27 protein-coding genes and 2 tRNA genes are annotated in these 26,148 nt (G+C 48.5%); 13 read left to right on the top strand and 16 right to left on the bottom strand.

Annotation, left to right across the window (positions count from 1 at the left end; all coding sequences use genetic code 11):
* Nucleotides 1-15: 15 nt before the first annotated feature.
* From leuS to A1sIIA65_RS01955, 10 genes are all read right to left on the bottom strand, one after another.
* Nucleotides 16-2,487: a leucine--tRNA ligase gene (gene leuS / locus A1sIIA65_RS02000; protein WP_095675930.1), complete on the bottom strand. Its 2,472-nt coding sequence runs from the start codon at nucleotides 2,485-2,487 to the stop codon at nucleotides 16-18.
* Between the two features lies 1 nt (nucleotide 2,488).
* Nucleotides 2,489-2,561 (bottom strand) — tRNA-Ala (locus tag A1sIIA65_RS01995).
* 18 nt (nucleotides 2,562-2,579) lie between these two features.
* Nucleotides 2,580-3,239 carry a histidine phosphatase family protein gene (locus A1sIIA65_RS01990; RefSeq protein ID WP_223298545.1) on the bottom strand — a complete coding sequence of 220 codons (660 nt, stop codon included), beginning with the start codon at nucleotides 3,237-3,239 and terminating at the stop codon, nucleotides 2,580-2,582.
* Entirely contained in the window at nucleotides 3,232-3,606 is a 375-nt protein-coding gene (gene rsfS / locus A1sIIA65_RS01985) for a ribosome silencing factor (RefSeq protein ID WP_095675928.1), read from the bottom strand. Before rsfS ends, A1sIIA65_RS01990 begins: the two co-directional genes overlap by 8 nt.
* The gene (gene nadD / locus A1sIIA65_RS01980; protein WP_095675927.1) at nucleotides 3,593-4,144 is read right to left on the bottom strand and encodes a nicotinate (nicotinamide) nucleotide adenylyltransferase; all 552 of its coding nucleotides are present in this window, start codon (nucleotides 4,142-4,144) and stop codon (nucleotides 3,593-3,595) included. Before nadD ends, rsfS begins: the two co-directional genes overlap by 14 nt.
* A gap of 138 nt (nucleotides 4,145-4,282) precedes the next feature.
* A complete protein-coding gene (gene ligA / locus A1sIIA65_RS01975) occupies nucleotides 4,283-6,304 on the bottom strand; it encodes an NAD-dependent DNA ligase LigA (protein WP_095675926.1) in 2,022 nt (673 codons plus the stop codon).
* Nucleotides 6,301-7,374, bottom strand: a complete 1,074-nt coding sequence (gene mnmA / locus A1sIIA65_RS01970) for a tRNA 2-thiouridine(34) synthase MnmA (protein ID WP_095675925.1) — start codon at nucleotides 7,372-7,374, stop codon at nucleotides 6,301-6,303. The genes ligA and mnmA overlap by 4 nt, the downstream gene beginning before the upstream one ends.
* Nucleotides 7,371-8,513, bottom strand: a complete 1,143-nt coding sequence (locus tag A1sIIA65_RS01965; RefSeq protein WP_095675924.1) for a cysteine desulfurase family protein — start codon at nucleotides 8,511-8,513, stop codon at nucleotides 7,371-7,373. The genes mnmA and A1sIIA65_RS01965 overlap by 4 nt, the downstream gene beginning before the upstream one ends.
* A 9-nt stretch (nucleotides 8,514-8,522) precedes the next feature.
* On the bottom strand, nucleotides 8,523-9,476 hold the full coding sequence (locus A1sIIA65_RS01960; protein ID WP_095675923.1) for an electron transfer flavoprotein subunit alpha/FixB family protein: 954 nt from the start codon (nucleotides 9,474-9,476) through the stop codon (nucleotides 8,523-8,525).
* The gene (locus tag A1sIIA65_RS01955) at nucleotides 9,473-10,255 is read right to left on the bottom strand and encodes an electron transfer flavoprotein subunit beta/FixA family protein (protein ID WP_095675922.1); all 783 of its coding nucleotides are present in this window, start codon (nucleotides 10,253-10,255) and stop codon (nucleotides 9,473-9,475) included. The genes A1sIIA65_RS01960 and A1sIIA65_RS01955 overlap by 4 nt, the downstream gene beginning before the upstream one ends.
* A 129-nt stretch (nucleotides 10,256-10,384) precedes the next feature.
* Here A1sIIA65_RS01955 and A1sIIA65_RS01950 point away from each other — a divergent pair, with 129 nt between their 5' ends.
* From A1sIIA65_RS01950 to A1sIIA65_RS01915, 9 genes are all read left to right on the top strand, one after another.
* Nucleotides 10,385-11,536 carry a glycosyltransferase family 4 protein gene (locus A1sIIA65_RS01950; protein WP_095675921.1) on the top strand — a complete coding sequence of 384 codons (1,152 nt, stop codon included), beginning with the start codon at nucleotides 10,385-10,387 and terminating at the stop codon, nucleotides 11,534-11,536.
* Entirely contained in the window at nucleotides 11,533-12,660 is a 1,128-nt protein-coding gene (locus A1sIIA65_RS01945; protein WP_095675920.1) for a glycosyltransferase, read from the top strand. Before A1sIIA65_RS01950 ends, A1sIIA65_RS01945 begins: the two co-directional genes overlap by 4 nt.
* Before the next feature lies 1 nt (nucleotide 12,661).
* Nucleotides 12,662-13,513, top strand: a complete 852-nt coding sequence (locus A1sIIA65_RS01940) for an SGNH/GDSL hydrolase family protein (RefSeq protein WP_095675919.1) — start codon at nucleotides 12,662-12,664, stop codon at nucleotides 13,511-13,513.
* Nucleotides 13,513-13,635 carry a hypothetical protein gene (locus A1sIIA65_RS07060; RefSeq protein ID WP_257789650.1) on the top strand — a complete coding sequence of 41 codons (123 nt, stop codon included), beginning with the start codon at nucleotides 13,513-13,515 and terminating at the stop codon, nucleotides 13,633-13,635. The genes A1sIIA65_RS01940 and A1sIIA65_RS07060 overlap by 1 nt, the downstream gene beginning before the upstream one ends.
* Nucleotides 13,636-13,717: 82 nt before the next feature.
* A complete protein-coding gene (locus A1sIIA65_RS01935) occupies nucleotides 13,718-14,626 on the top strand; it encodes an ACP S-malonyltransferase (RefSeq protein ID WP_095675918.1) in 909 nt (302 codons plus the stop codon).
* Entirely contained in the window at nucleotides 14,626-15,651 is a 1,026-nt protein-coding gene (locus A1sIIA65_RS01930; RefSeq protein WP_095675917.1) for a beta-ketoacyl-ACP synthase III, read from the top strand. Before A1sIIA65_RS01935 ends, A1sIIA65_RS01930 begins: the two co-directional genes overlap by 1 nt.
* 102 nt (nucleotides 15,652-15,753) lie before the next feature.
* Nucleotides 15,754-16,002: an acyl carrier protein gene (locus A1sIIA65_RS01925; protein ID WP_095675916.1), complete on the top strand. Its 249-nt coding sequence runs from the start codon at nucleotides 15,754-15,756 to the stop codon at nucleotides 16,000-16,002.
* A 19-nt stretch (nucleotides 16,003-16,021) separates the two neighbouring features.
* Nucleotides 16,022-17,260 (top strand): beta-ketoacyl-ACP synthase II, encoded by a 1,239-nt coding sequence (fabF, locus tag A1sIIA65_RS01920; RefSeq protein ID WP_095675915.1) that lies wholly within the window; start codon nucleotides 16,022-16,024, stop codon nucleotides 17,258-17,260.
* Nucleotides 17,261-17,269: 9 nt separating this feature from the next.
* Nucleotides 17,270-18,658, top strand: a complete 1,389-nt coding sequence (locus tag A1sIIA65_RS01915; RefSeq protein ID WP_095675914.1) for an acyl-CoA carboxylase subunit beta — start codon at nucleotides 17,270-17,272, stop codon at nucleotides 18,656-18,658.
* A gap of 6 nt (nucleotides 18,659-18,664) precedes the next feature.
* Here A1sIIA65_RS01915 and A1sIIA65_RS01910 read toward each other — a convergent pair whose 3' ends face one another.
* Together A1sIIA65_RS01910 and A1sIIA65_RS01905 are read right to left on the bottom strand one after the other, a co-directional pair.
* Nucleotides 18,665-19,420, bottom strand: a complete 756-nt coding sequence (locus A1sIIA65_RS01910) for an SIMPL domain-containing protein (protein WP_095675913.1) — start codon at nucleotides 19,418-19,420, stop codon at nucleotides 18,665-18,667.
* Nucleotides 19,421-19,427: 7 nt separating this feature from the next.
* The gene (locus tag A1sIIA65_RS01905) at nucleotides 19,428-19,913 is read right to left on the bottom strand and encodes a DUF3145 family protein (RefSeq protein ID WP_095675912.1); all 486 of its coding nucleotides are present in this window, start codon (nucleotides 19,911-19,913) and stop codon (nucleotides 19,428-19,430) included.
* Nucleotides 19,914-20,235: 322 nt separating this feature from the next.
* On the opposite strand from A1sIIA65_RS01905, the gene A1sIIA65_RS01900 reads away from it, so the two are divergent.
* Complete coding sequence (locus A1sIIA65_RS01900) at nucleotides 20,236-20,439, top strand: cold-shock protein (RefSeq protein WP_095675911.1); 204 nt, start codon at nucleotides 20,236-20,238, stop codon at nucleotides 20,437-20,439.
* Between the two features lie 66 nt (nucleotides 20,440-20,505).
* On the opposite strand, the gene A1sIIA65_RS01895 is transcribed toward A1sIIA65_RS01900, so the two are convergent.
* Both A1sIIA65_RS01895 and A1sIIA65_RS01890 read right to left on the bottom strand, forming a co-directional pair.
* Entirely contained in the window at nucleotides 20,506-21,090 is a 585-nt protein-coding gene (locus A1sIIA65_RS01895; protein ID WP_095675910.1) for a M23 family metallopeptidase, read from the bottom strand.
* 25 nt (nucleotides 21,091-21,115) lie between these two features.
* A complete protein-coding gene (locus A1sIIA65_RS01890; protein WP_223298071.1) occupies nucleotides 21,116-22,072 on the bottom strand; it encodes a Brp/Blh family beta-carotene 15,15'-dioxygenase in 957 nt (318 codons plus the stop codon).
* Nucleotides 22,073-22,120: 48 nt separating this feature from the next.
* On the opposite strand from A1sIIA65_RS01890, the gene A1sIIA65_RS01885 reads away from it, so the two are divergent.
* Complete coding sequence (locus tag A1sIIA65_RS01885; protein WP_223298070.1) at nucleotides 22,121-22,456, top strand: lycopene cyclase domain-containing protein; 336 nt, start codon at nucleotides 22,121-22,123, stop codon at nucleotides 22,454-22,456.
* Nucleotides 22,453-22,758 (top strand): lycopene cyclase domain-containing protein, encoded by a 306-nt coding sequence (locus A1sIIA65_RS01880; protein WP_095675909.1) that lies wholly within the window; start codon nucleotides 22,453-22,455, stop codon nucleotides 22,756-22,758. The genes A1sIIA65_RS01885 and A1sIIA65_RS01880 overlap by 4 nt, the downstream gene beginning before the upstream one ends.
* 4 nt (nucleotides 22,759-22,762) lie before the next feature.
* On the opposite strand, the gene ald is transcribed toward A1sIIA65_RS01880, so the two are convergent.
* Both ald and A1sIIA65_RS01870 read right to left on the bottom strand, forming a co-directional pair.
* Entirely contained in the window at nucleotides 22,763-23,842 is a 1,080-nt protein-coding gene (gene ald / locus A1sIIA65_RS01875; RefSeq protein WP_095675908.1) for an alanine dehydrogenase, read from the bottom strand.
* 47 nt (nucleotides 23,843-23,889) lie between these two features.
* A complete protein-coding gene (locus A1sIIA65_RS01870) occupies nucleotides 23,890-25,998 on the bottom strand; it encodes an alpha-galactosidase (protein ID WP_095675907.1) in 2,109 nt (702 codons plus the stop codon).
* Nucleotides 25,999-26,039: 41 nt separating this feature from the next.
* Between A1sIIA65_RS01870 and A1sIIA65_RS01865 the strand changes: the two genes are divergently transcribed.
* Nucleotides 26,040-26,113 (top strand) — tRNA-Ile (locus A1sIIA65_RS01865).
* Nucleotides 26,114-26,148: the final 35 nt, after the last annotated feature.

The raw sequence follows: 26,148 nt of genomic DNA, 5'->3' as shown, positions 1-26,148 counted from the left end.
AGTGAGCTCTGTTGATTACAGAACGATGTTGACAAGCTTTGGAGCGCGAGCAATAACCTTCTTAGGCGTTGCGCCCTTGAGCTCTGCGACAATCGCAGGAAGAGCTAGGGCGGCTGCTTCAAAATCAGCATCTGAAATCGTTGGTGAGACATTGATGCGTCCAACAATCTTGCCGTTAATCTGAATAACAGCCTCTACTTCGTCATCCACAAGCAGGGCTGGATCTACTGCGGGCCAGCCAGCAAGTGCGATAGCGGGCTTATGGCCTAAGCGCTCCCACATTTCCTCTGCTGTAAATGGTGCAACAAGGGATAACATAATTGCGGTTGCTTCCGTTGCCTCACGCACTGCAGGATCTGCCGCGCCACAACCTGAATCAATTGCCTTACGTGTTGCATTCACAAGCTCCATCACACGAGCAATGGCTACGTTAAATCTAAAAGATTCAACGGCAAAACCTGCATCATGAAGTGCTTTATGTGTTGCCTTGCGAAGTGAAAGCTCGCCCTTACCGAAATCAACACCAGGTGCTGATGTGACATCACCTGATAGACGCCATGCACGACTCAGGAACTTCACAGAGCCTGATGGTGAAACATCTGACCAATCCACATCATCTTCAGGCGGACCTGAGAAGACCATAGATAAACGAATTGCATCAACGCCGTGGTTTTCAAGTTCATCAGATAGGCGCACGAGGTTGCCACGAGATTTAGACATCGCAGAGCCATCCATGACAACCATTCCTTGGTTGAGAAGACGCGTGAAAGGCTCAGTAAATGAGAGCATCTTCATGTCATATAAGACTTTGGTGAAGAAGCGCGAGTAGAGCAAGTGCAGAATTGCGTGGGTAACGCCACCCACATATTGATCAACGGGTAGCCATGTATCAATCTCTGCGCGATTAAATGGTTCAGTCGAATTCGTCGATGATGGGTAACGCAAGTAGTACCAAGATGAGTCAACGAAGGTATCCATCGTGTCGGTATCGCGCATGGCAGGGCCTGCACACTTAGGGCACTTGGTATTAACCCACTCAGTTGCTGCAGCAAGTGGTGATTGTCCCTTTGGCTTGAGATCTAAGCCCTTTGCATCAGGTAACAACAATGGAAGTTCTGAATCTGGAACAGCTACCTCACCGCACTTGTCGCAGTGAACGATTGGGATAGGCGTGCCCCAATAACGCTGGCGAGATACAAGCCAATCGCGCAAGCGATAGTTACGAGCTGACTTTCCAAGTCCATCTGCTTCAAGCTGCTTATTAATTGCGGCAATCGCATCACTCTTTGTTAAACCGTTAAGAGATCCAGAGTTAACAAGCTTTCCATCACCAGTTGTGGCAATACCGGTTTCATTGGGATCTTCCTCGCCTGTTTCAACAACTACGCGAACAGAAAGTCCCATCGCCTTTGCAAAATCAAGGTCGCGCTGATCGTGAGCCGGAACAGCCATGATGGCACCTGTTCCATAATCTGCGAGTACATAATCAGATGCCCAGATAGGAAGCTTTTCGCCATTAACTGGATTGATTGCAAAGCGCTGCAAATCAACGCCAGATTTCGGGCGATCTGTTGCAAGGCGATCGATATCTGATGCAGCCTTAATCTTCTCTAAATATGATTTGAATTCAGCTTCAACGGGTGTGCCAGCTGCAAGTTCAGCAGCCAGTGCTGAGTCAGCTGCAACAACCATAAATGTTGCACCGTATAAAGTATCGGGGCGAGTTGTGTAAATTGTGACAGGTTCTGTGCGACCTTCGATGACAAAGTTAACGTTGGCACCTTGTGAGCGACCAATCCAGTTGCGCTGCATGAGCAAGACTTTTTCAGGCCACTTGCCTTCTAGCTCTGACATGTCATCGAGTAAGCGATCTGCGTAATCAGTAATCTTGAAATACCACTGGTTGAGCTTCTTCTTGGTGACAGCTGTGTCACATCGTTCACAGAGTCCAGCTACTACTTGTTCATTAGCCAATACTGTCTGACACCCTGGGCACCAGTTAACTGCAGAGTCCTTGCGATATGCCAAGCCACGGTCATGAAGTTTGGTAAAGAGCCATTGGTTCCACTTGTAGTACTCAGGATCGCATGTGTTAAAGACGCGATCCCAGTCGAATGAACATGCATAGCGTCGCATCGAAGCTTTCTGCGTTGCTATGTTTTCATAGGTCCAAATACGTGGATCTTCATTGCGCTTGATTGCAGCATTTTCTGCAGGTAATCCAAATGCATCCCAACCGATCGGGTGCATGACGTTGAAACCTTTTTGAATCCAGTAACGAGCAATTACATCCCCGAGTGCATATGCCTCGGCATGGCCCATATGTAGATCACCTGATGGATAAGGGAACATATCGAGTACATACTTCTTCGGGCGCACATCATCGGCTCGACCAGATTTAAATGGCTCGAGCGCATCCCAAATCGGCAGCCACTTCTCTTGCACGTATGCAAAATCGTATGCCGCGTGTTCGCGTTCTGTACTCACGTGGAGATAAGGGGAATCGAACCCCTAACCTCTTCCATGCCATGGAAGCGCGCTACCAATTGCGCCATATCCCCGCTGTTAAAAAGCGAACTTTACCGTACTGAATCAGGTATCACTGCGCCGGATTCTTCGCCATAGACAGGCTCTGGAATAGATCCGGCGTTATGTTCGACCAATAACCAACCTTTAGGCGACTCTTCAAGAATCGACCATTGCGCATTTGATAACCCACCAACGCGAGACCAGTATGGAATCGGCAAATCAAGAAAAGAACCAATAATTGTTCGAGATGTTCCACCATGTGTTGCAACGACAAGTCGCTGATTCTCTTTACCTGCGAGTGCTTCCGTAATCGCTGCAACTCCACGTGCTCCAACTTCGCTACGTCTTTCACCCACTGTGCCAGCTGGGTTATCTCCACCCATCGACCATTCACGTAAGTTAGCTAGATCTACTTTTCGAATCTCATCACCGGTTAAGCCTTCCCAGTTTCCGCAATTTGTCTCGCGAAGGCGTGGGTCGGTAAGTACTTCAAGTCCTGTGAGCTTGACTAACTCATGGGCTGTGCTCTGCGCTCGAACCAAATCACTTGCAATAATCATTGTGGGATCCATTGCAGCGATCATGGGCGCTGCATGGGATGCTTGAAACTTTCCCACCTCATTGAGTGGAATATCTGTGTGGCCTTGAAACTTATTGGCAACATTCCATTCGGTCTGTCCGTGGCGCCACAAAATGATCTGATTACCCACGAGCTGCTTCCTCTTTAACGATATCGAGTTCAATCTTTGGGCAGTCATTCCACAAGCGATCGAGCATGTAATAACGACGAAGCTCTGTCGATTGGATATGAATGACGAGATCTGAGTAATCAATGAGCACCCATTCATCCGTACCTTCACGGCGTAGTGGCTTATCCCCCACAAGGCGAAGCTGCTCTTCTACTTCGTCTGCAATACTGCCAATCATCTTTGCATTGGTTGCAGTAACAATAAGGAATACCTCACTGAGCACACTCTGATCTGAGAGGTCGAGTGCAACGAGTTCGGTACCGAACTTATCAACGGCAGCGCGTGCTGCAATCTGTGTGCGTTCGACGCAGGCTTTACTTGCTGGCATAGAGGTTGTGCTCCTTTATATAGGCGGCGACTGCCGCCGGTACTGCATCAGATTTATGTGCTCGGATATCAGTTGCAGAGACTGCAATCGCATCCACGCTTGTGTTGTGCTGTCCAGAAAATTCAGGGCGGTCAATGACAACAAACTCAACCATCTCTTTAAGCTCATCAGCGCGATGCCATTGATCAATCTTTTCGTAGGCATCAGTGCCGACAATGAGAACAATGGTGTCGCCTTCATAGTTCTGCGCCACAGCCTCAACGGTATCGATCGTGAAGCTAGGTCCTTCTCGTAATACTTCAATGGGATTTACTTCAACGCACTTACTTATCTCAGCAGGGAGTTCACTCACCGCTAACTGACACATGGCACGGCGCTGGGCACCAGTTGCATGTGGCTCGTTATCGCGCAGACGCGGTTGGCCAGCTGGAAGAACAAGTAAGTGATCCACAATCTTTCGAGAGATTAACTCCTGGATAACGTGCATGTGACCGTTATGAATGGGGTCGAATGTGCCGCCGTAAAGCCCTACGCGCAAGGTCTACTACTTATCGAAGCGAAGAACGATATACAGAAGGAATGCAAAGACTCCGAATGCAATAAGACCGAATGCATAGGGAGGAAGGGGAAGTTCACGAACAACTTCGGCGTTGAGCATCATCATGAGTGAAGATTACTACTTACCTGCAAGAAGTTCTAAAAAGCGCGCTTCATCGATGACTGTGACGCCTAACTCTTGAGCTTTAGCCAGCTTTGATCCAGGGTCGCTGCCTACTAATACATAATCGGTCTTCTTTGAAACAGAAGATGAAGGCTTTCCGCCATAAGCGGTAATCGTTTCAGCGATGGAATCTCGCGTGAATCCTTCAAGGCCGCCTGTCACAACAAAGGTGAGCCCTGCAAGTGTCTGTGGCTTGGCCTCCCCTGTTGCATTGACCATTGCAACACCTGCATCAGACCACTTCTTGATGATGTTGCGATGCCAATCAATCTCAAACCATTCAACAACAGATTGGGCAATGACATCACCCAGGCCATCAATATCTGCAAGTTCTGCAACTGAAGCTTTGGAAATTGCATCCATACTTCCAAAATTGGTAGCAAGTGCTTGCGCCGCAGTTGGCCCCACATGGCGAATAGAGAGAGCAACGATGGTGCGCCACAGTGGTCGGTTCTTTGCCTCTTCCAAAGCTTCCAGTAACTTCTCAAGGTTCTTACCCTTGCCGCCATCTTTCTTAGTAAAGAAAGATGACTTCATCAACTCATTTTCGGTGAGTGAGAAGATATCTGCTTCATCGACAATGATCGCATCGTGCAATAGTGCAACTGCTGCTTCATATCCCAGTACATCAATATCGAGGGCTGCACGTGAGCCGATGTAGTAAATACGCTCGCGCAGCTGTGCAGGACAGCTTCGTGTATTGGGACAACGAATATCCACATCGCCTTCAGTGATTGCGCGAAGATCGGAGGCACATTCTGGACACTGCGTCGGCATCACAAATGCCGTCTCTTTACCTGTGCGCTTATCAAGAACTGGTCCCAATACTTCAGGGATGACATCACCGGCCTTGCGGATGATGACAGTGTCACCGATGAGGACGCCTTTGCGTTCAATCTCTTCTTGGTTGTGAAGTGTTGCATTGGTAACTGTCGAACCTGCAACTTTGACAGGCTCCATAAATGCGAAGGGGGTCACGCGCCCTGTGCGACCAACGCTGACTTTGATATCAAGTAGCTTTGTAGTGACTTCTTCAGGTGGATACTTATAGGCAATTGCCCACTTTGGTGCGCGCGATGTAAAGCCGAGCTTCTTCTGCTCAGCAATTGCATCCACCTTGATAACCACTCCATCAATTTCATGTTCGACATCGTGGCGATGAATGTTGTAATTCTCAATGAAATCAAGAACTTCCTTGCGGCTCGTGCAGACCTTAAAGCGATTTGATGTTGGCAAGCCCAAAGATTTGAGCTGCGCGTAGGCATCAGATTGCGAAGAGAAGGAAATACCTTCACTTGCACCAACACCGTGAACAACAACATCGAGTGCGCGAGATGCTGTAATGCGAGGATCTTTCTGTCGAAGAGAACCTGCTGCGCAGTTGCGCGGATTGGCAAAGAGAGGCTTGCCAGCTTCCTCTAACTCTTCATTGAGTTGATTAAAAGCTGCAACCGGTAAGAACACTTCACCACGGACTTCAATCAGTGAAGGAATGTTTTTGCCACTTAGCGTGTGGGGCAATCCCTTGATGGTCTTCACATTCAGCGTCACATCTTCACCCGTCACACCATTACCCCGAGTAAGTGCACGAGTGAGCTGTCCATTCTCATAGAGCAGATTGATGGCAAGGCCATCGACTTTGAGCTCACACAAATATTCAGGAGAAGGAGATTCCTTCTCCACACGATCAAACCAGGTGGCTAATTCATCGTTATCAAAGACGTTATCAAGGCTCATCATCTTCTCGATGTGATCATGCTGATCAAAGGTGGTGGCAAATCCCCCACCAACACCAAGAGATGGAGAATCTGGCTCTAGGAGTTGCGGATGCTTTGCCTCAAGCGCTTCTAACTCTTTCAGTAATTTGTCGAATGCAGCATCAGTTATGGATGGGGCATCTAGAACATAATATTTAAATTGGTGATCGCGGATCTCTTGGGTGAGTTCTGTGATGCGATGGCGAGCTTCGTTACTCATGCTGTCTCGCAGATTGTTGCCGAACCAACAACACGATCGCCGTCATAGATAACCATTGCCTGTCCTGTTGCAAGACCCAGTAGTGGCGCATCAAGTTCTGCCACTAACTCCTGCCCATCCATGTAATAGGTGCAATCAAGTGCTGCGCCATGTGCTCGCACCTGAACAAAGCCGCGAAGAGGTGCAGCACCCACTTCTGGACCACAGAAGATAGGACGCTCACCGCGCATAGAAGTCACAGCTAAATCTTCTCGCGCACCTACGACAACAGTGTTGGTGACAGGTTCAATCTTTAAGACAAAGCGTGGGGAACCATCTTCACTGGGAATGGTTAGGCCTAGACCTTTGCGCTGGCCGATTGTGTAGGTATAGGCGCCTTTATGTTCACCTAACTTATTGCCATCTTGATCCACGATTGGGCCAACTTCACTGCCCATACGATCGCGTAGCCATCCAGCGTTATCTCCTGATGGAACAAAGCAGATGTCATGGCTATCGGGCTTTTGTGCAACTGCAAGTCCTCGCGCTTCTGCCTCAATACGAATATCAACTTTTTCTGTATCTCCCAATGGAAATATTGCGCCGTTGATCTGTTCGCGATTGAGAACGGCAAGAACATAGGACTGATCTTTGAGTGGATCTACTGCGCGATGAAGTGTGCGACCATCGGATGATTCTTGTGTGCGCGCATAGTGGCCAGTAACAACGCCATCAAAGCCCATCGCCTTTGCGCGATCTAGAACTGCAGCAAATTTTATCTTCTCATTACATCGAAGGCATGGATTAGGTGTGCGCCCTGCCTTGTATTCACTCATAAAGTTTTCAACAACACCTTCATGAAATTCATCTGCCATATCCCAGATATAGAAAGGAATACCGATGACATCGGCAGCACGACGCGCATCATGTGAATCTTCAATGGTGCAACACCCACGCGCACCACTGCGGTACTTCTGAGGATTAGATGAAAGCGCTAAGTGCACGCCAATAACTTCATGACCTGCCTCCACAGCACGCGCTGCAGCAACTGCTGAATCAACGCCACCGCTCATCGCTGCAATGATCTTCATTTTCTACCCACTGCATTGGCAGCTAAACCGCGTTCAATCACATCAGGCAAAACAGAGAGTGCATAGGCAACATCGCTAGCGGTATTGGTCGTTCCAAATGAGAAGCGCAGTGATGATTGAGAAACCACATCAGTAAGGCCCATCGCCATCAATACATGGCTGGGGCGGTGAACTCCTGCTGTGCAGGCAGCACCTGTGGAACAGGAAACTTTCTGTGAGTCCATAAGAAGTAATAGTGAATCACTCTGTGTTCCTGGAAATGTAATGTTGGAAATTCCTGGAAGGCGCGGTGCACTTTTGCCGTTAATGACAGCATCAGGACGAGATGCAAGAACGCCTGCTTCAAATGAATCACGTAGCTCTGCAACTTTGCTTGCGTCATAGAGCTTTGCTTCAACAGCTGCAGCAAGTGCCACAATCGATGGAGCATTGAGTGTGCCACTTCGAATATCGCGCTCTTGTCCCCCGCCATGTAAGAGAGCTGGAATTTCTACTGCGCGGCGCAGAATTAGCGCGCCGATACCAAGTGGTCCACCAACTTTATGTCCACTGATTGTCATCGCAAAGAGGCCTAGATCTTTAAAGGAGAGTGCCACCTTAGTAAAGCTCTGCACCGCATCACAATGGACAGGGATATCGCCTGCAATCTTTACAACTTCTGCAATCGGTTGAATCACACCAGTCTCATTATTGCTATGCATCACAGAAATGAGCGCAATCTCTGATGCGCGCTCTGCAACGGTCTTCTTGAGGAATACAAGATCAATGACTCCATCAGCATCAACTGGAATCTCAAAGAGCTCAGCGCCCTCATGTTCTACAAGCCAATGTGCTGGGTCAAGAACAGCATGGTGTTCGATGCTGGAGATGAGAATGACTTTCTTATCGCTATGCCAGAACAGACCCTTGATAGCTGCGTTATTGGCTTCTGTGCCTGAGCCGGTGAAGATGACTTCACTCGATAAACAGCCAACGCCCTTAGCAATCTTCTCTCTCGCATCTTCAACATCTTTACGAGTTGAGCGACCTTCTGTGTGAAGAGATGAAGGGTTACCGAGTTTGCGAAGTGAAGTATTCATCGCATCAATGGCGATATCGAACATCGGCGTAGTAGCCGCATGGTCGAGATAGACGCTCATGGGAGCAGTCTAGTTCGTGCGGGCTGTGATGCCTTCTGTGGCCTTGGGCAGCACGTTAAAGAGGTCTCCGATGACGCCGAAATCTGCAATATCAAAGAGCGGTGCTTCAGGATCTTTATTGACCACGACGATTGTCTTTGAAGTCTGCATTCCTGCGCGGTGTTGGATTGCGCCAGAGATTCCGCATGCGACATAGAGCTGTGGGCTCACTGTCTTTCCTGTCTGACCAACTTGGTGTGAGTGTGGATACCACCCTGCATCAGTTGCTGCGCGTGATGCACCAACTGCTGCGCCCAGTGAATCAGCGAATGCTTCAACAGGTGCAAAGTTTCCATCAGTTCCACGTCCACCCGAGACAACCACATTGGCCTCCGTTAATTCAGGACGGCCACCCTTTACAGGTGGTTGTGATGAAGAAATAGTTGCTTTCTTTGCATCATTTCCAATATTCGCTGTGCCATTAGTAATTGCAGGAGATGATGCAGATAAATCTGCTTCAACGCTATTGGGGCGAACAGTAATGATTGCAACGCCATGTGAGACCTTAGAGTGCACTGTTGTTGATCCACCAAAGACAAGCTGAGTTGCTGTGCAATCTGCTGCAACATCAACGGCGTCAGTGATAATTCCAGATTCAGTCAGTACCGCAACGCGAGCTGCAACTTCTTTACCAAATGCATGCGATGCAATAAGAACGGCAGCAGGTGACTTCTCTTTCACAAGGCTTGCAAGCGCATCGGCAGATGCTGCAACGCCGTGGGATGCAAAGTCATCAGATTCAATAACAAGAACACTTGCAATAGGTCCTTGGTTCACAGTTGCAGCAAGTGCTGCACCTTTTCCACTACCTGCTAGAACTACTGCAGTGACAGCGCCAATTCGAGCACCTGCTGTTGCAAGCTCTGCTGTGGTCTTAGTGGCCTTATCACTTGAAAAATCAGCCAGGATAAATACGGTGCTCATATCAATTTCTTCTCTGCTAGGAAGTTCACGAGGTCTTGTCCGCCATTGCCTTCATCAGTGACTTTGACACCGGCTGCTCGTGCAGGACGTGGTGTTGCATCATTGACTTGTGACCACGCACTCTGCGCTGATGCGCCCACTGCAGCTAAATCTTTTTGATCAATAACCTTCTTCTTTGCAGCCATGATTCCTTTAAAGGATGGGTAGCGAGGCTCATTGATTTTTTCAACAACGCTGATGACAACAGGAAATGCTGCAGAGATTTCATCGACGCCAGCTTCGGTGACGCGAGTAATGGAGACTTTTCCTGCAGGATCTACAGTGACTTTAGATGCAAAGGTCAGTTGCGCCCAGCCAAGGCGAGCGCTGATCATCGCCGGCACAACGCTCATACGAGCATCGGTAGATTCAGTTCCACAGATAACAAGGTCATACCCCCCATCTGCAATTACCTTGGCAAGAACAGATGATGTTGCAAGGGCATCAGAGCCAGCGAGTGCGCTATCGCTGACCAAGATTGCATCGTTTGCACCCATGGAAAGTGCTTTACGCACTGCCTCAGTTGCGCGATCTGGTCCCATAGAAATAACAGTGACCGTGTGTGCTCCACCTTCTTCATTGCCGCCATGAGCTTCAGCAATGCGAAGAGCTTCTTCAACGGCATATTCATCTAGGTCATTGAGAACTGCATCAACGTTCTCACGATCGAGAACTCCGTTGACCATCTTCTTCTCAGCCCATGAATCGGGAACCTGCTTGACGCAGACAGCAATCTTCATGGGGCATATGTTACTGACGGGTAGGTACTTTGTGAAGCGCAGAACCCTCAACTAATACTTCACCTTCTATTCAGGAACACGTAACCTCTCGGGGCACATGTAGATGGCTTCATCGCTCACATTATCTTCATGATGGATTCACAGACTTCTCCAAAGCTGCGTATCGCAGTCGTCACTGAGGCTTTTCTACCCCAGGTCAATGGCGTGACCAACTCAGTTCTTCGACTCCTTGAATACTGCAAGTCACAAGGCCATGAAGTTTTGATCATCGCTCCCGAGAGCGAAGGCGCTCCTACTCGTTACCTGGATTACAAGATCAAGCACGTTCCTAGTATTTCAATGAAGAAGCTCATTCCCATGGGAGTTCCGCGCAAATTTCTCGAGCCACTTCTTGAAGGATTCGCACCCGATGTCATTCACCTAGCATCCCCCATCTTTCTCGGTCATTACGTTGCGCGCATTGCAAAGAAGATGGGAATTCCAACCGTCTCTGTCTATCAGACTGACATAGCAGGCTTTGCTCGTCACTACGGATTGACGATTGCACACACCACCTTAAAGAAGTGGGTCTCAAGAATTCACCAAGCATCCGACATCACCTTGGCTCCATCCAAGTGGGCAAGTCGAGATCTTGAGAGCAGCGGTGTTCACAATGTTCGTATTTGGAAGCGCGGAGTAGATCTCGTTAATTTCGATCCGTCACGACGTGATGAATCACTCCGCAAGAACATAACGGGTGGCAAAGAGAAATTTATCGTGGGTTATGTTGGTCGACTTGCCAATGAAAAACGCATTGAAGATCTTGCAATCCTAGATCAACAACCACATATTCAACTTGTGATTGTTGGCGATGGCCCTGCGGCAGCTCGCTTTAAGAAAGAACTTCCGAATGCGCGATTTGTTGGATATCAATCGGGAACAGAGCTAGCTCGCTATGTTGCATCCTTTGACATCTTTGTTCACACAGGAAAACACGAGACTTTCTGCCAAGCAATCCAAGAGGCACTCGCATCAGGTGTGCCAGTCATTGGTCCTGATTCAGGCGGTCCTGTAGACCTCATCGACCATGGTGTGACAGGGCTACTCATTGATACTTCAGATTCACATTCCCTTCTTGAAGCGGTTGAAACACTTCGCTCCCACTCATCCTTTGATTTAATGCAACTGGCAGCACGAAAAGCAGTCGAGCACCGCACATGGGATTACATCAATAGCCAGCTGATGTTGCATTACTCAGATGCAATTTTAGGAACAACCAAGCATCGTGAGCTGGTCGCATGAAGATTATTCATATCGCCAACTTCTATGGCCCAAAATCTGGTGGCATCAAGACAACGCTTCACAACCTTGGAACTGAATATCAGAAGATTGGTCATGAATTCATCTATGTAGTCCCTGGCAAAAAGTTCTCACGCGAGAAGACAGAACATGGTGGCTGCATCACCTTGCCTTCATGGACGATTCCTTTCAGCGGCGGCTACCGAGTGATTCGCTCAACGCGACAGGTCAAGACAATTTTGCAATCTCTTAAGCCAGATCGACTTGAAGTCTCTGATCGATTCACTCTCTCGTGCCTTGGCAACTGGGCTAAGCGCCGTGATATTCCTGCGATTGTCTTTAGCCACGAGACTCTGCGTGGACTTGTGAAGAACTTCTTCGGAGTCTCACTCAAGCCCTTTGTAGGTTGGCACAATTCACGACTTGCGGGAAAGTTCGATTTTGTTGTTACGACAACTAACTTTGCTGCTGCTGAATTCAACGACATTGGCACAACAAATGTTGTCCGAGTTCCACTTGGCGTTGATCTCAATACTTTCTCGCCAGATCATCGCAATGAAGAACTTCGTGCAAAGATGATCAAGGGCGGAGATGTTCTCCTCGTACATTGTGGGCGACTCTCTCCTGAGAAGAAGCCTGAACGCTCATTGCAGACTCTGCGAGAACTTCTCAATCGTGGAATCAATGCACGCCTTGTCTATATTGGTAGCGGTCCTCTTCATAAGAAGCTCTATGACTCATCTCGCGATATCCCGGTTACTTTCTGGGGATACGTTGCAAATAAGAATCTCCTTGCTCAAATGATTGCATCTGCCGATGTTTCACTTGCACCAGGACCAATCGAGACATTCTGCCTTGCAGCCCTTGAATCACTTGCCAGCGGAACTCCTGTAGTTGCATCAGAAACAAGTGCTGTTGGTGAGTTCCTCTATGAAGATAACGGTGACTTTGTGGGTCTCACGGCAGCTAATAACGGCGCCGCCTTTGCTGATGCAGTTGAGATTATTCTGGAAGAGATTAAAGAAGATCCAACGCTATCTGCGCGATGCAGAGTGCAAGCAGAGCGCTTTCCATGGTCTGCAACTATTCACAGACTCGACACCCTGCACCCAGAGAAAGTGGCCTAATATGCAAAAGCCTCTGACCCTTGCAATCATTGGCGATAGCGCAGCATCAGGTGTTGGTGATTCAGATTTACATGGCAACCACTTCGGATGGGGCTATCACCTAGCGCAAGCCTTCACTGAACCACTTATCTATATCAACGCATCTCGTCCAGGTGCTCAATCTAAAGAAGTTCTCCATGAACAACTTCCCAAGATTCTCATTCACGAGCCTGAGCTTGTGGCAGTGATCGTGGGTGGAAATGATCTCTTGCGTAATGGATTCTCACCTGAAGTCTTTGAGGTGAACCTCAATGAGACTCTGCGACAGATTGAGGAGATGGGAGCGACAGCGATGTTGCTTGAACTTCACGACCCAACTGAGATTGTTCCGATGCCATACCTAGTTGCTCGAGTCTGCCGCCGCCGCGTTGATGCAGTAAATCGCATCACAAGAAAGATGGCCAAGCGCTATAGCGCGATACTTCTTGAAACAAGATCACTCGAAAAAATCTATGATCGCAATAAGTGGCATGTGGATCGCATGCATCCAAGTCGCCATGGACATCAATTTATTGCCGATAACTTTGCCCATCTCCTTCGTATGCGTGGATTTGAAGTTGATCCCGTCATCTTCACCTTTAAGAACAATAGAAGTCGCAAAGATTCCATTATCTGGATGCTTAAAAATGGCACACCATGGTTTCTTAAGAGAAGCGTCGATCTTCTCCCAGCAATTCTCATCCTCTCAATTTATGAGTTGATCTATATGGCACGTCATAGAAATGAAAGAGCAGAATCCAATATCTACTATCCAGATTTTGCAGCACATGCAGATATTCATATCAATCGACTTCAGAATGAGAAGGTTTCTTAATGAACATCCGTCAGATCGAAGAGATTGTCGATCAGGAGATTCGCCCAACTCCAGAATTCTCCACACCATCAACACTAATCGCTGATTCAGCGTGGTTAACTCTTCGCATACATAGTAAGTAAGAGATTTCATAATTCTTCTTTTTCTGAGCCCGAGCGCTCGGATATGGCTTGTTACTCGTTCGTAATCCAATATATTAACTTCATGCTCGCAATCATCGCTCCGGGACAAGGTTCACAAACTCCCGGAATGCTCAGCGCCTGGCTTGAAGATCCACAGTTGCACTCCTTGGCCAAGGAATTCTCTAATGCCATCGGCATTGATGTCATTCGCCTTGGCACAACTGCTGATGCTGATGAAATTAAAGATACTGCCAACGCGCAACCACTCATCGTTGCTGCAGGTGTGATCAGTGCTCATGCCTTAGGTGCTACCGGTTCATTCTCTTTTGTTGCTGGCCACTCTGTTGGGGAAATTACTGCAGCTGCTATCGCAGGAGCACTTTCACCTATAGATGCGATGAAGCTTGTGACCACTCGCGGTGCTGAAATGGCAAAGGCTGCAGGAGTTACTCCTTCAGGAATGGCAGCTGTATTAGGTGGTGATCGCCAAGTAGTTCTTCGCGCAATTTCCGATTTAGGTCTTGTTGCAGCCAATGACAATGGTGGTGGGCAGATTGTTGCTGCAGGAGATCTTGATGCTCTTGCGCAACTTGCACCTGATGGTGCTCGTGTTCGCCCCTTGGCAGTTGCAGGCGCATTTCACACCTCTTATATGCAGCCGGCAGTTGAGCCACTGCGCACACTTGCCGCAACGATGTCCACATCGACTCCTGCAGTCGGAGTTCTCTCCAATAAAGATGGAGCTGTGGTGACAGATGGTGCAGAAGTACTAGATCGCATCGTCAATCAGATTGCTAACCCTGTTCGCTGGGATTTATGTATGGAGACTCTTCTCTCCCTAGGCGTTACTGGGGTTATTGAAGTTGCCCCTGCTGGAACCCTTGTTGGACTTATCAAGCGCGCTGCTCCTAGTATTAAACAGTTCGCTTTAAAGAGCCCTGCAGATCTCGATGCAGCGCGTGCATTCGTTGCAACTCATGGAGGCAAGTAATGGCAACAATTGCATCAAAGACAGGTAGTGAGAGCCAGATTCTTTCTGTTGGTTCATACCGTCCTAAGCGCATCGTCACTAATGATGAAGTTGCAGTGCGTATTGACTCCAGTGATGAGTGGATTCAGCAACGCACAGGTATTGAAACTCGTCGCTTTGCAGATGAGACAGAGACGGTTCTCGATATGGCCACTTGGGCTGCGCAGGATGCGCTCAAGAAAGCAAAGCTTTCCATTACAGATATCGACACCATCATCGTTGCAACGATTACCTTTCCTTTCCAGGCACCATCTGCCGCAACTGCAATCCTGCAACGCCTAGGCCATCCCAAAGCTGCAGCCTTTGATATCAATGCAGCATGTGCTGGATTTTCTTATGGCGTGGCTATGGCCCATGACTTCATTAAGTCTGGAACCTCTAAGACCGTCTTAGTCATTGGCGCAGAGAAGATCTCAGATTTCACAGATCCTGATGATCGCGCAACGGCATTTATCTTCGCAGATGGCGCAGGCGCAGTTGTTATCGGTGCATCGCAAGAAGCTGGAATCGGTCCTGTTGAGTGGGGCTCAGATGCTGATGAGCGCGACGCCATTCAGATGAATCCATCATGGATTGAAGTGCGTGATGTGGAGACACAATTAACGAAGGCTGGAAGTAAGTGGCCAAATATTTCTCAAGAAGGTCAAAAAGTTTTCCGCTGGGCTGTATTTTCGATGAGCAAGGCAGCTCTCAAAGCACTTGAATCTGCAGGCCTTAGTGTCAATGACATTGATGCATTTATTCCACACCAAGCAAATGTGCGCATCATTGAAACAATGGCGAAAGAGATGAAAATGCCTGATTCAGTGATCATCGCTGATGACATCCGTAAGAATGGAAATACATCAGCTGCATCCATTCCACTTGCTATGGATGCTCTTTTGCAGAAACACCCTGAGCTCCATGGAAAATTGGCTCTGCTCATTGGCTATGGCGCAGGTCTCGTTTATGCGGGTCAGGTTGTGAAATTACCCCCTAAACCATAATTTTCTTGGGAATACCCACCCATTTACTGGGAAGTAAGCACTTCTTTCGTACACAATTACACACCTGTCCCCACGAATACAGATATAGCAAAGGAAAAAATAATGGCGTTATCACCAGCAGATGTACTTGCAGGAATTAAAGAGATCGTTGAAGAAGTAGCGGGTATCCCAGCTGCATCCATCGAACTTGGTAAGAACTTCACAGAAGATCTCGAAGTTGACTCACTCAGCATGGTTGAAGTTGTAGTCGCTTGCGAGGAGCGCTTTGGCGTGAAGATTCCTGATGAGAAGGTAACTGAGCTCGCTACAGTCGGCGATGCAGTCAACTTCATCGTTAACGCTGCTGCATAAGTAGAAAATTTATAGCGGTATGTCACAACGTCGCGTAGTCGTTACAGGCCTTGGTGCCACAACGCCTCTCGGTGGAGATGTCGATTCAACGTGGAAGGCGCTACTTGCCGGCCAATCTGGAGTCAGACTTCTTACTGAAGATTGGCGAGAGCTCCTACCTGTGCACTTCGCTGCGCGCGTTGCGACGGAACCTGCAGATCAGATGGAGCGCGTTGAGATGCGCCGTCTTGATCGCTCAGAACAATTCGCACTCGTTGCATCCCGTGAAGCCTGGAAAGATGCAGGCTCTCCTGATGAGGTTGATAAGGAACGCCTTGGCGTAGTTATCGCATCCGGTATTGGCGGAGTCATTACTCTCCTTGATCAATTTGTGAACTTAAATGAAAAGGGTGCACGCGCAGTCAGTCCACACACTGTTCCGATGTTGATGCCTAATGGACCAGCTGCAAATGTCGGTCTTGAACTTCAAGCAAAGGCGGGTGTTCACACCCCGGTGAGCGCATGTGCATCAGGTGCCGAAGCAATCGGTTATGCCTTTGAAATGATTAAGAACAATCGCGCCGACATCATCGTCACCGGTGGCGTTGAAGCTGCGATTCACCAATTGCCGATGGCTGGCTTTGCCGCGATGAAGGCACTTTCAACGCGCAACGATGCACCAGCTCGTGCCTCACGACCTTATGACGTTGATCGCGATGGTTTCGTCCTCGGTGAAGGCGGCGGAATCCTTGTTATTGAAGAGTATGAACACGCTAAAGCGCGCGGTGCAAAGATCTACTGCGAAATCGGCGGACAAGGTCTTTCATCAGATGGTTATCACATCGCAGCCCCAGACCCTGATGGCAGTGGCGTGCAGCGCGCAATTAAATTTGCACTAGAAAATTCTGGACTTTCCACGAAGGACATCGTGCACCTGAATGCACATGCAACATCAACTCCTGCAGGAGATGTTGCTGAAGCAAATGCACTGCGCAAAGCACTGGGCGCAGATGCTGATCACGTTGCAGTATCTGCAACAAAGTCAATGACAGGACACCTACTCGGTGGTGCTGGTGCAATCGAATCTGTCTTTATTGTCAAAGCTCTTCAAGATCGCCTTGCTCCCCCAACTATCAACATCGAAAACTTAGACCCAGCTGTGACTGTCGATGTCGTTCGCGACACACCACGCCAACTTCCAGCGGGAGATATTGCTGCGCTCAATGATTCTTTCGGATTTGGCGGCCACAACGTAGTACTTGCATTTAAATCGCTCTAATCTAAAGCCATGGCAACACCAGAGAAGGTGCTCGATCCTGAAGCCCGTATCGCCAAATTACTTGATGACGGCAATTTTGAGCTACTCCTTCCTCGCACTGATTGTGGAATGGTTGCAGCAACAGGATTAATTAAGGGAAACAAAGTTGTTGTCTTCGCATCTGACCCCACTATTAAAGGTGGCGCACTCGGCATTGAAGGCTCGCAAGTTATTGTGCAGGCATATCGCGCAGCGATGGGAGCACAAGTTCCGATCATTGGAATTTGGCATTCAGGCGGTGCGCGATTAAGTGATGGTGTTGCATCCCTCAACGCTTTTGGTGAAGTCTTCCAAGCGATGGTCACAGCAAGTGGTCGCATCCCACAACTCTCATTAGTTCTTGGTCCCACAGCTGGAGGCGGCGCTTACGGTCCAGCCCTCACCGACATCGTGGTCCTTGCACCTGAAGGACGGATCTTTGTTACAGGACCCGATGTCGTGAAATCTGTAACCGGAGATATCGTCGATATGGCACTGCTCGGTGGGCCAGAGGCGCATAGTAAGAATTCAGGTGTTGCACACGTCATCGCGCCTTCTGAAGATATTGCCTATAGCGAGATTCAAGATCTTGTATCCCTCTTTGCTAATCAAAGCTTAATGTCGCCGCACGTAGAAGATGTGAAGCTTGCCCATTTAGTTCCAGATTCTGCAAAGCGTATTTATGAAGTACATCCACTTGTTGATGCGATTCTCGATAAGGATGGCGAAAAGTTAGAGCTCCTTGATATGTGGGCTGAGAACATGACAACTGTTATTGGCCGACTCGGTGGTCGGACAGTGGGAGTTATCGCAAATAACCCACAAGTGATCGGTGGAGTCCTTGACTCTGCAGCCGGTGAAAAGGCAGCTCGCTTTGTTCGCACCTGCGATGCCTTTGGAATTCCACTTGTTGTTATTGCCGATGTGACTGGCTTCTTGCCTGGCATCGGCCAAGAGTGGGAAGGCGCTGTGCGCCGCGGTGCGAAGTTGCTTCACGCATTTGCTGAAGCTGTTGTTCCTCGCGTTACCGTCATTACCCGCAAGGCATACGGTGGAGCCTTTGTTGCGATGAATTCAAAGTCACTCGGTGCCACTCGCGTATTTGCTTGGCCTCAAGCAGAAGTTTCAGTCATGGGCGCAGTTGCCGCTGTGCGCGTTCTGCACCGCAGACTTCTTGCAGATCTTCCTGCTGAACAACGAGAGGGCATGGAGCTTGAGCTTGCTGCCGAGCATGAGAAAGCTTCAGGCGGTGTTGCTCGCGCCATTGAAATTGGCGCAGTCGATGAAATGATCGAGCCCGATAAGACTCGTAGCGCTATTGCAAAGGTTCTTGCAGCAACTGAATACCGCCGTGGATCACACGGCAATATTCCTCTTTAGTAGGAACTACTTAACGGAGAAAGTAACTGAGACTGTTGATGTCACGGTCTTTTCAATACTGGAAGTGTCATATGCGCCAGTATCTTGCGTCATCGTTGAATCCGGTGTTGTCACCTGGAATACGCCTGAGCGAACTGATTGCACTGAACCAACTTTGCCGCCCACTGCCTTAGTGATTGCTTCTGCACGGATCTTGGCATCCTTCATCGCCTCTTCAAGAAGTTGTGGGCGAAGCTTGGGAAGAGTGGAGAGGTAGTACTGAGGACCGTAGTTATTTACAGTCACACCCTGCTGCAAGATGGTTCCTATTCCTTGAGAAAGTTTAGAGACAAGCTGCACATCTTTGGAGCGAACAACAACATCGCGTGATGCACGGTAGTTAAGAATCTTGCCTGTGTTATTTCCATTGACCCACTGCTCATTGGCATAGGTGGAAACTGAACCTAATGTCAGCGCATCAGCAGGAATTCCACCATCGGTGAGATATTTGCTTACAGATGCCACATCGTTACCGACCTTTGTCACAGCTTCTGCAACAGTAGGGCGAGTGAGTGAGACATTAAGTGTCCAGACAACGTTATCGGCTGTTGCTTCTGTCTTTGCAGATCCTGTGACTGTAATTCCATTTGTATTACGAGCTGCAAAACCCGCACCGACTTTCACAAGTCCGCCACCAAGTGCGACGGCAAGAATGAGAGCGATTCCAATATAGAGAATGGATTGGCGTCGTTCTGTTGAAGTCATGGGAGCTTGTGATGTCATGAGCGCATCATATCGCGCGAAGTCTTTGAACTTCCTGTAGGTCTACACCTCGATACGGTTCCAGTGCTTGATCCCACGCACTTCCGAGTGCTGTCCCTAAATTCTCACGAATTTCTAAATCATCGAAGTGAGATAGAGCTTTGCGGATCACATCTTCACTCACGAGGATTGTGCCCACCTCATCCAGAGTTGCACGGTGAATTCCAAGTTCTGGTGTGCAGCGGAAGATCTCACCGCCATGGCTTGCCAGTTCACTGACCTCAAAGCGAAGGTAATGCCAGTTCTTAAGAGCTGTTGCAATCTTTGATGCAGTACCGAGCGGAGCGCGAAATTCAAGAGTTGTGCGCACGGTGCCGGCTGCTAGTGGTTGATCGCGCCAGAAAATATTCTGTGGCGCACCAAGGAGTGAATTCAGCCCCCACTCAATATGTTGGCGCAGGGCAGTAGGCGCGGAATGGATAACAACCAAACCAGCGAGGTTTTTTTCGTGCATCTAAATACTCCTAGCAAGGCTCGCTTTGTGCGACCTTCCCCGATCCACAACGACTACCAATTACTAGTGAGTGCTCTATTTATACAACTTTCTACTGACTTTGTGAATATCTGCCCTCTTTGAGAGGCCATTTGAGCGTGGATGGCAGGAATTGGGAATAGGCATACGGGTAGGTAGCAGGTACGATTTTCCCTAGTCGGACGCTTTATCAGTACCCGTTGTTAGATTTACTTCTTTACTCGGTATGGCTGAACGCAAGACGAAGACTGGAAGCTCGAGGAATTCTCGAACTCCTACACATATCGAAGGAATAGTAAAAAATATGGCAACAGGTACAGTTAAGTGGTTCAACTCTGAAAAGGGATTCGGTTTCATTGCAGTTGATGGTGGCGGACAAGATGTATTCGTTCACTACTCAGCAATTCAGGGAAACGGTTACAAGAGCCTTGAAGAGGGTCAGGCAGTTTCATTCGAGGTTGTCCAGGGTCCTAAGGGTCCTCAGGCAGACGCAGTGAACGCTAACTAATTTCACTTATAAATAAGGCCCGCTGAGAAATCAGTGGGCCTTATTTTTTTGCCAAAAAGTTTAGAACTACTTCTTAGGAAGTGGTGGAATCTCTCCCACTTTAGCTTTGAGCGCAGCAACAGCGCTTGCTGGAGATAAATCTTTTCCACTCTTCCACGCATCTAGATATTTCCACGGCAGAACTTCACCGCGTCTGACCCACCATGTGTCAGCAGGTGTGGGCCATGAAATTCCAAAGTGAAGATGTGGCGCAGTGCCTCGTGCACTTCCCGTGGATCCGATCGTACCTAATAACCTTCCACCCTTAACTTCTACTCCAGGTTGAATGCTTGCTGGAATTGAGCGAAGGTGAGAGCCGTAGTAACGCACTCCATCTATACCGATGATAGAGACATAGAGCCCGCCACGATCTATTCCAAGGTTTGTCTTTCCACTCCACATATCAGTGCGATTGACCTCATCGACTACACCATCAATAGGTGCTACAAATCGGCAACCAGCTTTAGCCAAAATATCTGTGGCAGCGTAATCGTGATGCGCTCTTGCATAGTTCACTTCGCAGTTTGCTACCGGAAATGTGTAGATAGGTGCTGCTTGTGCACTTGGTATCGCAGTGAAAACAAGCGTAAGGATAATAAGTTTTCTCAACATATGCCTTAGCCTAACGAAACTACGATTAATTCTTGAGTGCGGCGCGGTCTAACTTGGCTGTGACAATCATGTGAGGAACTGTTAGAGCCCAGATTGTGACCAGCGTCAGCCATAAGAATGTGTCGCTGACATTGCTTTGTGAAAATCCAGCAAGGAGGGCAACAAAGATCAGAGTTCCCGCAAGTGCTGGAAGCCCAGGAATTACTGCATGAGTAAATGCGCCACGTGAATTACCACCTTCATATGAGGCGATAGAGCGAGGAAGCAGAGATGTCAGGCGTGCTGTGTGGCGCATGGCATGCCAGCATCCGAAGTAGACAGCAAATGCGACAAGTGGTGGTGCAACGGAGGCAAGGGCTGCAAGGAGTGCGAGGTCTAGAAGATCGCGATATCGCTTTCGAGTTATGAGCGCCATTGCTGAAAGAGTTGCGATGGCAGCAACTGCAATCTGAATCTCAGAGGTATAGCCATAGTGCCAATTGATTAACTCTGCATTGACTTTGGTCAGCGCCTCAGTGCTTCGACTATTAACTAGTGGAATCACCACAGGCAAAAGTCCTGCAGCTGGTGCATATGCCCACACAGGTAACTTCGAAGATGTATTGCCCTTGAGATGATTGAGTTCAGAGATAAATGCACTATCTCCAATACCAAAGTGAGTTGCACTCATAATGACCACTGCAATAAATCCCCACACATTCCATTGCAAGATTGCCCAAATTGCAGCAAGTGCAATAGCCACATAGATCACAACAAATAGCGCCATCTTCCATGGTGCAGATTTTGGAAGAGTCACAAGATGATCGAGGGCGCCATGCGGAATCCCTATTGCAAGTGCAACGACAGCCATCACAACCTGCCAATTCAGTGAATCAGCACCTAACCAGGAGGAGAATGCGATGGAGGCAGCGATTGCCATAGCGACGATAGCGCTAGAGAAGGTGCGCACTCTCGAAAATGTCTTTAACTTGGCCATCTCCATAAACGCCACAGTAGCAAGATTCGTGGAGATGTATGCAAAAATACGAAGATGAAACAGTGGTCATATATGGCGATGCTGATTTTCACCTTCTGCGGTTCTGCATGGCTTGAGATTTACCTCAAGACTGGTGTGCTGCGCCGAATCAAACGAGTCGCAATAAGCGTTCTTCCCATCAGCGTTCTCTTTCTTGCATGGGATGCCTATGCGATTGCGCAGGGTCATTGGTTCTTTGATCGTGAACAAATCTTGGGAATTTTCGGCCCCTTCGGTATTCCACTCGAGGAGTACCTGTTCTTCATGGTTATCCCTATGGCAGCTATCTTCACAATCGAAGGCGTGACCACGGTAAAGCCTCATTGGCGAAAGGATGAGTTCGGCGAATGATCTATTCAGATATTGCAATTACCGCTTTTTCCATAGCGGTTATGGTCGACCTCTTTATCTTTAAAACATCAATGCTCACACGCCCTGCCTTCTGGACATCGTATGCAATCATCTTGCCATTTCAATTCTTAACGAATTGGTGGCTCACCTCAAGAAATATCGTTATGTATAACCCCGATGCAATTATGGGGCTACGACTCTTCTCCGCCCCAGCCGAAGATGTTCTCTTCGGCTTCGCGCTCTTGTTAAGTGTGATGGGGTTGTGGGAAGTCTGGGGACGTAAGGGCTACCAGCGCCACTAAATGATTAGCCGTGCGCTGCAGCAACCGCGGCGTACATGATCTTTCCATCGTGCACATTTAACCCCGCAGCAAGCCCTGCATCATCATTCATCGCTTGCTCCCAGCCCTTATTGGCAAGTGCAAGTGAATACTTCAGCGTTGCATTGGAAAGTGCTGCAGTAGATGTTGCAGGAACTGCACCCGGCATATTTGCCACGCAGTAATAGAGTGAGTTGTGCACCTTAAATGTGGGCTCGGCATGTGTTGTTGCATGAGAGCCTTCAAAGCATCCACCTTGATCGATGGCAACATCGACGAGAACTGATCCTGGCTTCATCTTTGCAACCATCGCATCGGTGACAAGCTTTGGCGCAGCAGCACCTGGAATCAATACTCCACCGATAACGAGATCAGCTTGAGTGCAGTACTCCTCAATGGCAAAGGCTGAGGATGCAACGGTTTTCACTTGGCCGTGGAACATCTCATCTATTTCAACAAGACGCTTAAGGTTGATATCAAGCAGTGTGACATCTGCACGTAATCCAATAGCCATGGCAGCAGCTGACACACCAACACTTCCGCCGCCCAGAATAACTACCTTGCCAGGTGCAACTCCGGGAACTCCCCCGAGCAAGACTCCGCGCCCACCAGCTGGGCGCTGCAGCGCAGCTGCTCCAACTTGAATAGACATTCGACCTGCAACTTCTGACATCGGAGCAAGGAGTGGAAGGAAGCGATTTACTTCAACAGTTTCATAGGCGATTGCTGTGACACCAGATTTGATGAGTGCATCTGTGCATTCGCGGGATGCTGCAAGGTGAAGATAGGTAAAGAGAATCTGCCCCTTACGCATTCGGTGGTATTCCTCAGCAACAGGCTCTTTGACCTTAATGATCATCTCGGACTTCGCCCATACTTCATCGGCGGTATCAAGGATTGTTGCTCCAGCTTTTACATATTCACCATCTGTAATGGATGAGCCTAATCCTGCGCTCTTTTCAACAAAAACAGTGTGGCCTGCAATGACGAGAGAGTGAACTCCTGCCGGTGTAGTTGAAACTCTAAATTCATTGTTCTTAACTTCTTTTGGGATACCGACAAGCACAATTAACTCCTATAGTCGACGTTGACTGGACTTAAAGCATGCTACTCCTAAAGAGCTTGGATATGAAACAACAAACCACTCTCAGGCTTTAAGACCGGAAGTTGCAATCCAACGTGGGCAAGTTGATCACCGGTCAGATTGAGTGCTGGCCACCAACCTGGTGCTCGCTTTTGGATAAAGTCATCTGCGCTCAAATCCTCAACAACGGTGATGCGATAGGTAGTTTCCTTATCAAGTCCATCAAATGTAGTTAATAGTGGTCCAAAGTTATCGAGAGAAGTCAGCTGCATATAGGTAAAGATTGCTTCCTTTTTATCGAGTGCAACAGTGCCATAGAGCTGCGCGTTACCAACAATCTCATCGCTTCGAACAACTGTTCCTGAATGCAGTAAGTCACGGTGATTCTTATAGAAGGCGATGTATGCCTTGAGCGTTTGAGTCTCTTTCGCATCTGCCTCAGAGATATTCCATTCGATACCTGCATGGCCAAAGAGTGCATTCAGCGCGCGGAAAGAAATCGAATGCGTGCGATGCATCTGATGGCCCACTGTTGGTCCAACGTGAGTACCGAGGAACTCAGGTGGAATAACAAGTCCTGTCCAACGCTGAATCTGCTGGCGCTCTAGTGGATCATTTTGATCTGATGTCCAGAAACGATCTGCATGTTCAATCATTCCTAGGTCAATACGGCCGCCGCCTGATGAACAGGATTCAATCTCAAGGCCTGGATGACGCTTCTTAAGCTCATCAAACAGGCGATAGATAGCTTGCGTCTGTTTACGAACAACTGGGCGACCATCAGAAATCGGATCTGTTAAGTGACGGTTGTGATCCCACTTGATATAGGCAATGTTGTATTCGGAGAGAACGGCATCTACTTGATTCAGCACATGGTTATATGCGCCTTCCTTAGTCAGATCTAGTACTTGCTGCCAACGTCCTTCGATAGGCAAGCGACCTGGCTCTTGCAGAATCCAATCAGGGTGGGCGCGATAGAGATCTGAATCGCGGTTAACCATCTCTCCTTCAAACCAGAGACCAAATTCAATGCCCTTATCGTTGATGTATTTGATGATGGGGCCAAGTCCATTAGGCCATGCATCCTTTGAGACAACCCAATCACCAAGGCCGGCGCGATCATTGCGGCGAGAACCAAACCAGCCATCATCTAATACAACGCGCTCGACTCCAATGTCAGCAGCTTTATCAACCATCGTGCGGATGCCTTCTTCATTGTGATTGAAGTAGACCGCCTCCCACATATTGAGCGTTAATGGACGAGGGCGAACCTTTGTAATGTGATTACTACGGGAGCGAATCCATGAGTAGTGATTGTTGGTAACGCCATCAAGGCCACGATCGCTAAAGGTGGCAATCGCACGAGGTGCTACATAGCTCTCGCCCTTCTTCAAAATTACTTCACCCGGCAATAAGTATTCACCCGCACCAATTGATTTATGTCCATCAATCAAACGTTCAACGTGGTGGATGTTATTTCCAGACCATGCCATAGCAAGTGACCATGCTTCACCGTGACGGAATCCTGTTGCATGGTTCAGCGCTACCTGAGTGATTGTGTAATCGTGACCAGATCGACCTTCAAAACCTTCACGGGTTAGAAGTCCATAATCAATAGATCTGCGCTGAGGTTGACGCTCTTTCGTCCAGTGGCCATAGAAATCAAGAACTTCATTAGCTTGTTCAGCAAGTGGAAGCCAGTAGAGGAAATGATCAAGGAAGTAATCACCTTCGGCAGTATTGGTCACTTTTGCATCCATCAATAAAATATCTGAAGGAGTCAGGGTGTAGGTAATCTCAATTTCAAGTCCTGCAATTGCATCAGCAAAAACTGCAATCATTGATTGATCTTTCTGTACGGCACTCTTTACCGTAAAAGAATTTGAAGCGCCTACTCCACCGCGATGACCACGTAGTGCTGGGTGGCCAATCCATCCACGAGAATGTTCGCGAAGAATTAGATTGCTGGAAGAGACATCAAGGCCGCCATGAAATGCTGGTTTAGTCAGCGCAGAACGAATTGCATCCGCTGATTTCTCATTTATTGAACCTAGCTTCTTACCCCAATAAAGAACGGCAAGTGAATCCCCATCTTGCTCGAAGATGATTGAGGATCGCGCCTGGCTCAGATGAATCATGGCGTTATCCTAATGAGCCACCCCGTAAGATTGCTCAGGACGAGGCGGTAGCTCAGTTGGTTAGAGCCCCGAACTCATAATTCGGTCGTCGTCGGTTCGAGCCCGACCCGCCTCACTTCAAAAGTGTTCCGTTCATGGACCGATTACCTG

This window comes from Candidatus Planktophila dulcis (assembly GCF_002288225.1).
GTDB classification, from domain to species: domain Bacteria; phylum Actinomycetota; class Actinomycetes; order Nanopelagicales; family Nanopelagicaceae; genus Planktophila; species Planktophila dulcis.
The sequence above is the reverse complement of the archived record's forward strand: the minus strand, read 5'-3'. Positions and strand labels throughout refer to the sequence as shown.

Bases quoted from the DNA above. Each gene is read 5' to 3' on its own strand.
- rsfS (WP_095675928.1), bottom strand. From the start codon at position 3,606: ATGCCAGCAAGTAAAGCCTGCGTCGAACGCACACAGATTGCAGCACGC.
- ligA (WP_095675926.1), bottom strand. From the start codon at position 6,304: ATGAGTAACGAAGCTCGCCATCGCATCACAGAACTCACCCAAGAGATC.
- mnmA (WP_095675925.1), bottom strand. From the start codon at position 7,374: ATGAAGATCATTGCAGCGATGAGCGGTGGCGTTGATTCAGCAGTTGCT.
- A1sIIA65_RS01965 (WP_095675924.1), bottom strand. From the start codon at position 8,513: ATGAGCGTCTATCTCGACCATGCGGCTACTACGCCGATGTTCGATATC.
- A1sIIA65_RS01960 (WP_095675923.1), bottom strand. From the start codon at position 9,476: ATGAGCACCGTATTTATCCTGGCTGATTTTTCAAGTGATAAGGCCACT.
- A1sIIA65_RS01955 (WP_095675922.1), bottom strand. From the start codon at position 10,255: ATGAAGATTGCTGTCTGCGTCAAGCAGGTTCCCGATTCATGGGCTGAG.
- A1sIIA65_RS01950 (WP_095675921.1), top strand. From the start codon at position 10,385: ATGATGGATTCACAGACTTCTCCAAAGCTGCGTATCGCAGTCGTCACT.
- A1sIIA65_RS01945 (WP_095675920.1), top strand. From the start codon at position 11,533: ATGAAGATTATTCATATCGCCAACTTCTATGGCCCAAAATCTGGTGGC.
- A1sIIA65_RS01940 (WP_095675919.1), top strand. From the start codon at position 12,662: ATGCAAAAGCCTCTGACCCTTGCAATCATTGGCGATAGCGCAGCATCA.
- A1sIIA65_RS07060 (WP_257789650.1), top strand. From the start codon at position 13,513: ATGAACATCCGTCAGATCGAAGAGATTGTCGATCAGGAGATTCGCCCA.
- A1sIIA65_RS01935 (WP_095675918.1), top strand. From the start codon at position 13,718: ATGCTCGCAATCATCGCTCCGGGACAAGGTTCACAAACTCCCGGAATG.
- A1sIIA65_RS01930 (WP_095675917.1), top strand. From the start codon at position 14,626: ATGGCAACAATTGCATCAAAGACAGGTAGTGAGAGCCAGATTCTTTCT.
- A1sIIA65_RS01925 (WP_095675916.1), top strand. From the start codon at position 15,754: ATGGCGTTATCACCAGCAGATGTACTTGCAGGAATTAAAGAGATCGTT.
- fabF (WP_095675915.1), top strand. From the start codon at position 16,022: ATGTCACAACGTCGCGTAGTCGTTACAGGCCTTGGTGCCACAACGCCT.
- A1sIIA65_RS01915 (WP_095675914.1), top strand. From the start codon at position 17,270: ATGGCAACACCAGAGAAGGTGCTCGATCCTGAAGCCCGTATCGCCAAA.
- A1sIIA65_RS01910 (WP_095675913.1), bottom strand. From the start codon at position 19,420: ATGACATCACAAGCTCCCATGACTTCAACAGAACGACGCCAATCCATT.
- A1sIIA65_RS01905 (WP_095675912.1), bottom strand. From the start codon at position 19,913: ATGCACGAAAAAAACCTCGCTGGTTTGGTTGTTATCCATTCCGCGCCT.
- A1sIIA65_RS01900 (WP_095675911.1), top strand. From the start codon at position 20,236: ATGGCAACAGGTACAGTTAAGTGGTTCAACTCTGAAAAGGGATTCGGT.
- A1sIIA65_RS01895 (WP_095675910.1), bottom strand. From the start codon at position 21,090: ATGTTGAGAAAACTTATTATCCTTACGCTTGTTTTCACTGCGATACCA.
- A1sIIA65_RS01890 (WP_223298071.1), bottom strand. From the start codon at position 22,072: ATGGAGATGGCCAAGTTAAAGACATTTTCGAGAGTGCGCACCTTCTCT.
- A1sIIA65_RS01885 (WP_223298070.1), top strand. From the start codon at position 22,121: ATGAAACAGTGGTCATATATGGCGATGCTGATTTTCACCTTCTGCGGT.
- A1sIIA65_RS01880 (WP_095675909.1), top strand. From the start codon at position 22,453: ATGATCTATTCAGATATTGCAATTACCGCTTTTTCCATAGCGGTTATG.
- A1sIIA65_RS01870 (WP_095675907.1), bottom strand. From the start codon at position 25,998: ATGATTCATCTGAGCCAGGCGCGATCCTCAATCATCTTCGAGCAAGAT.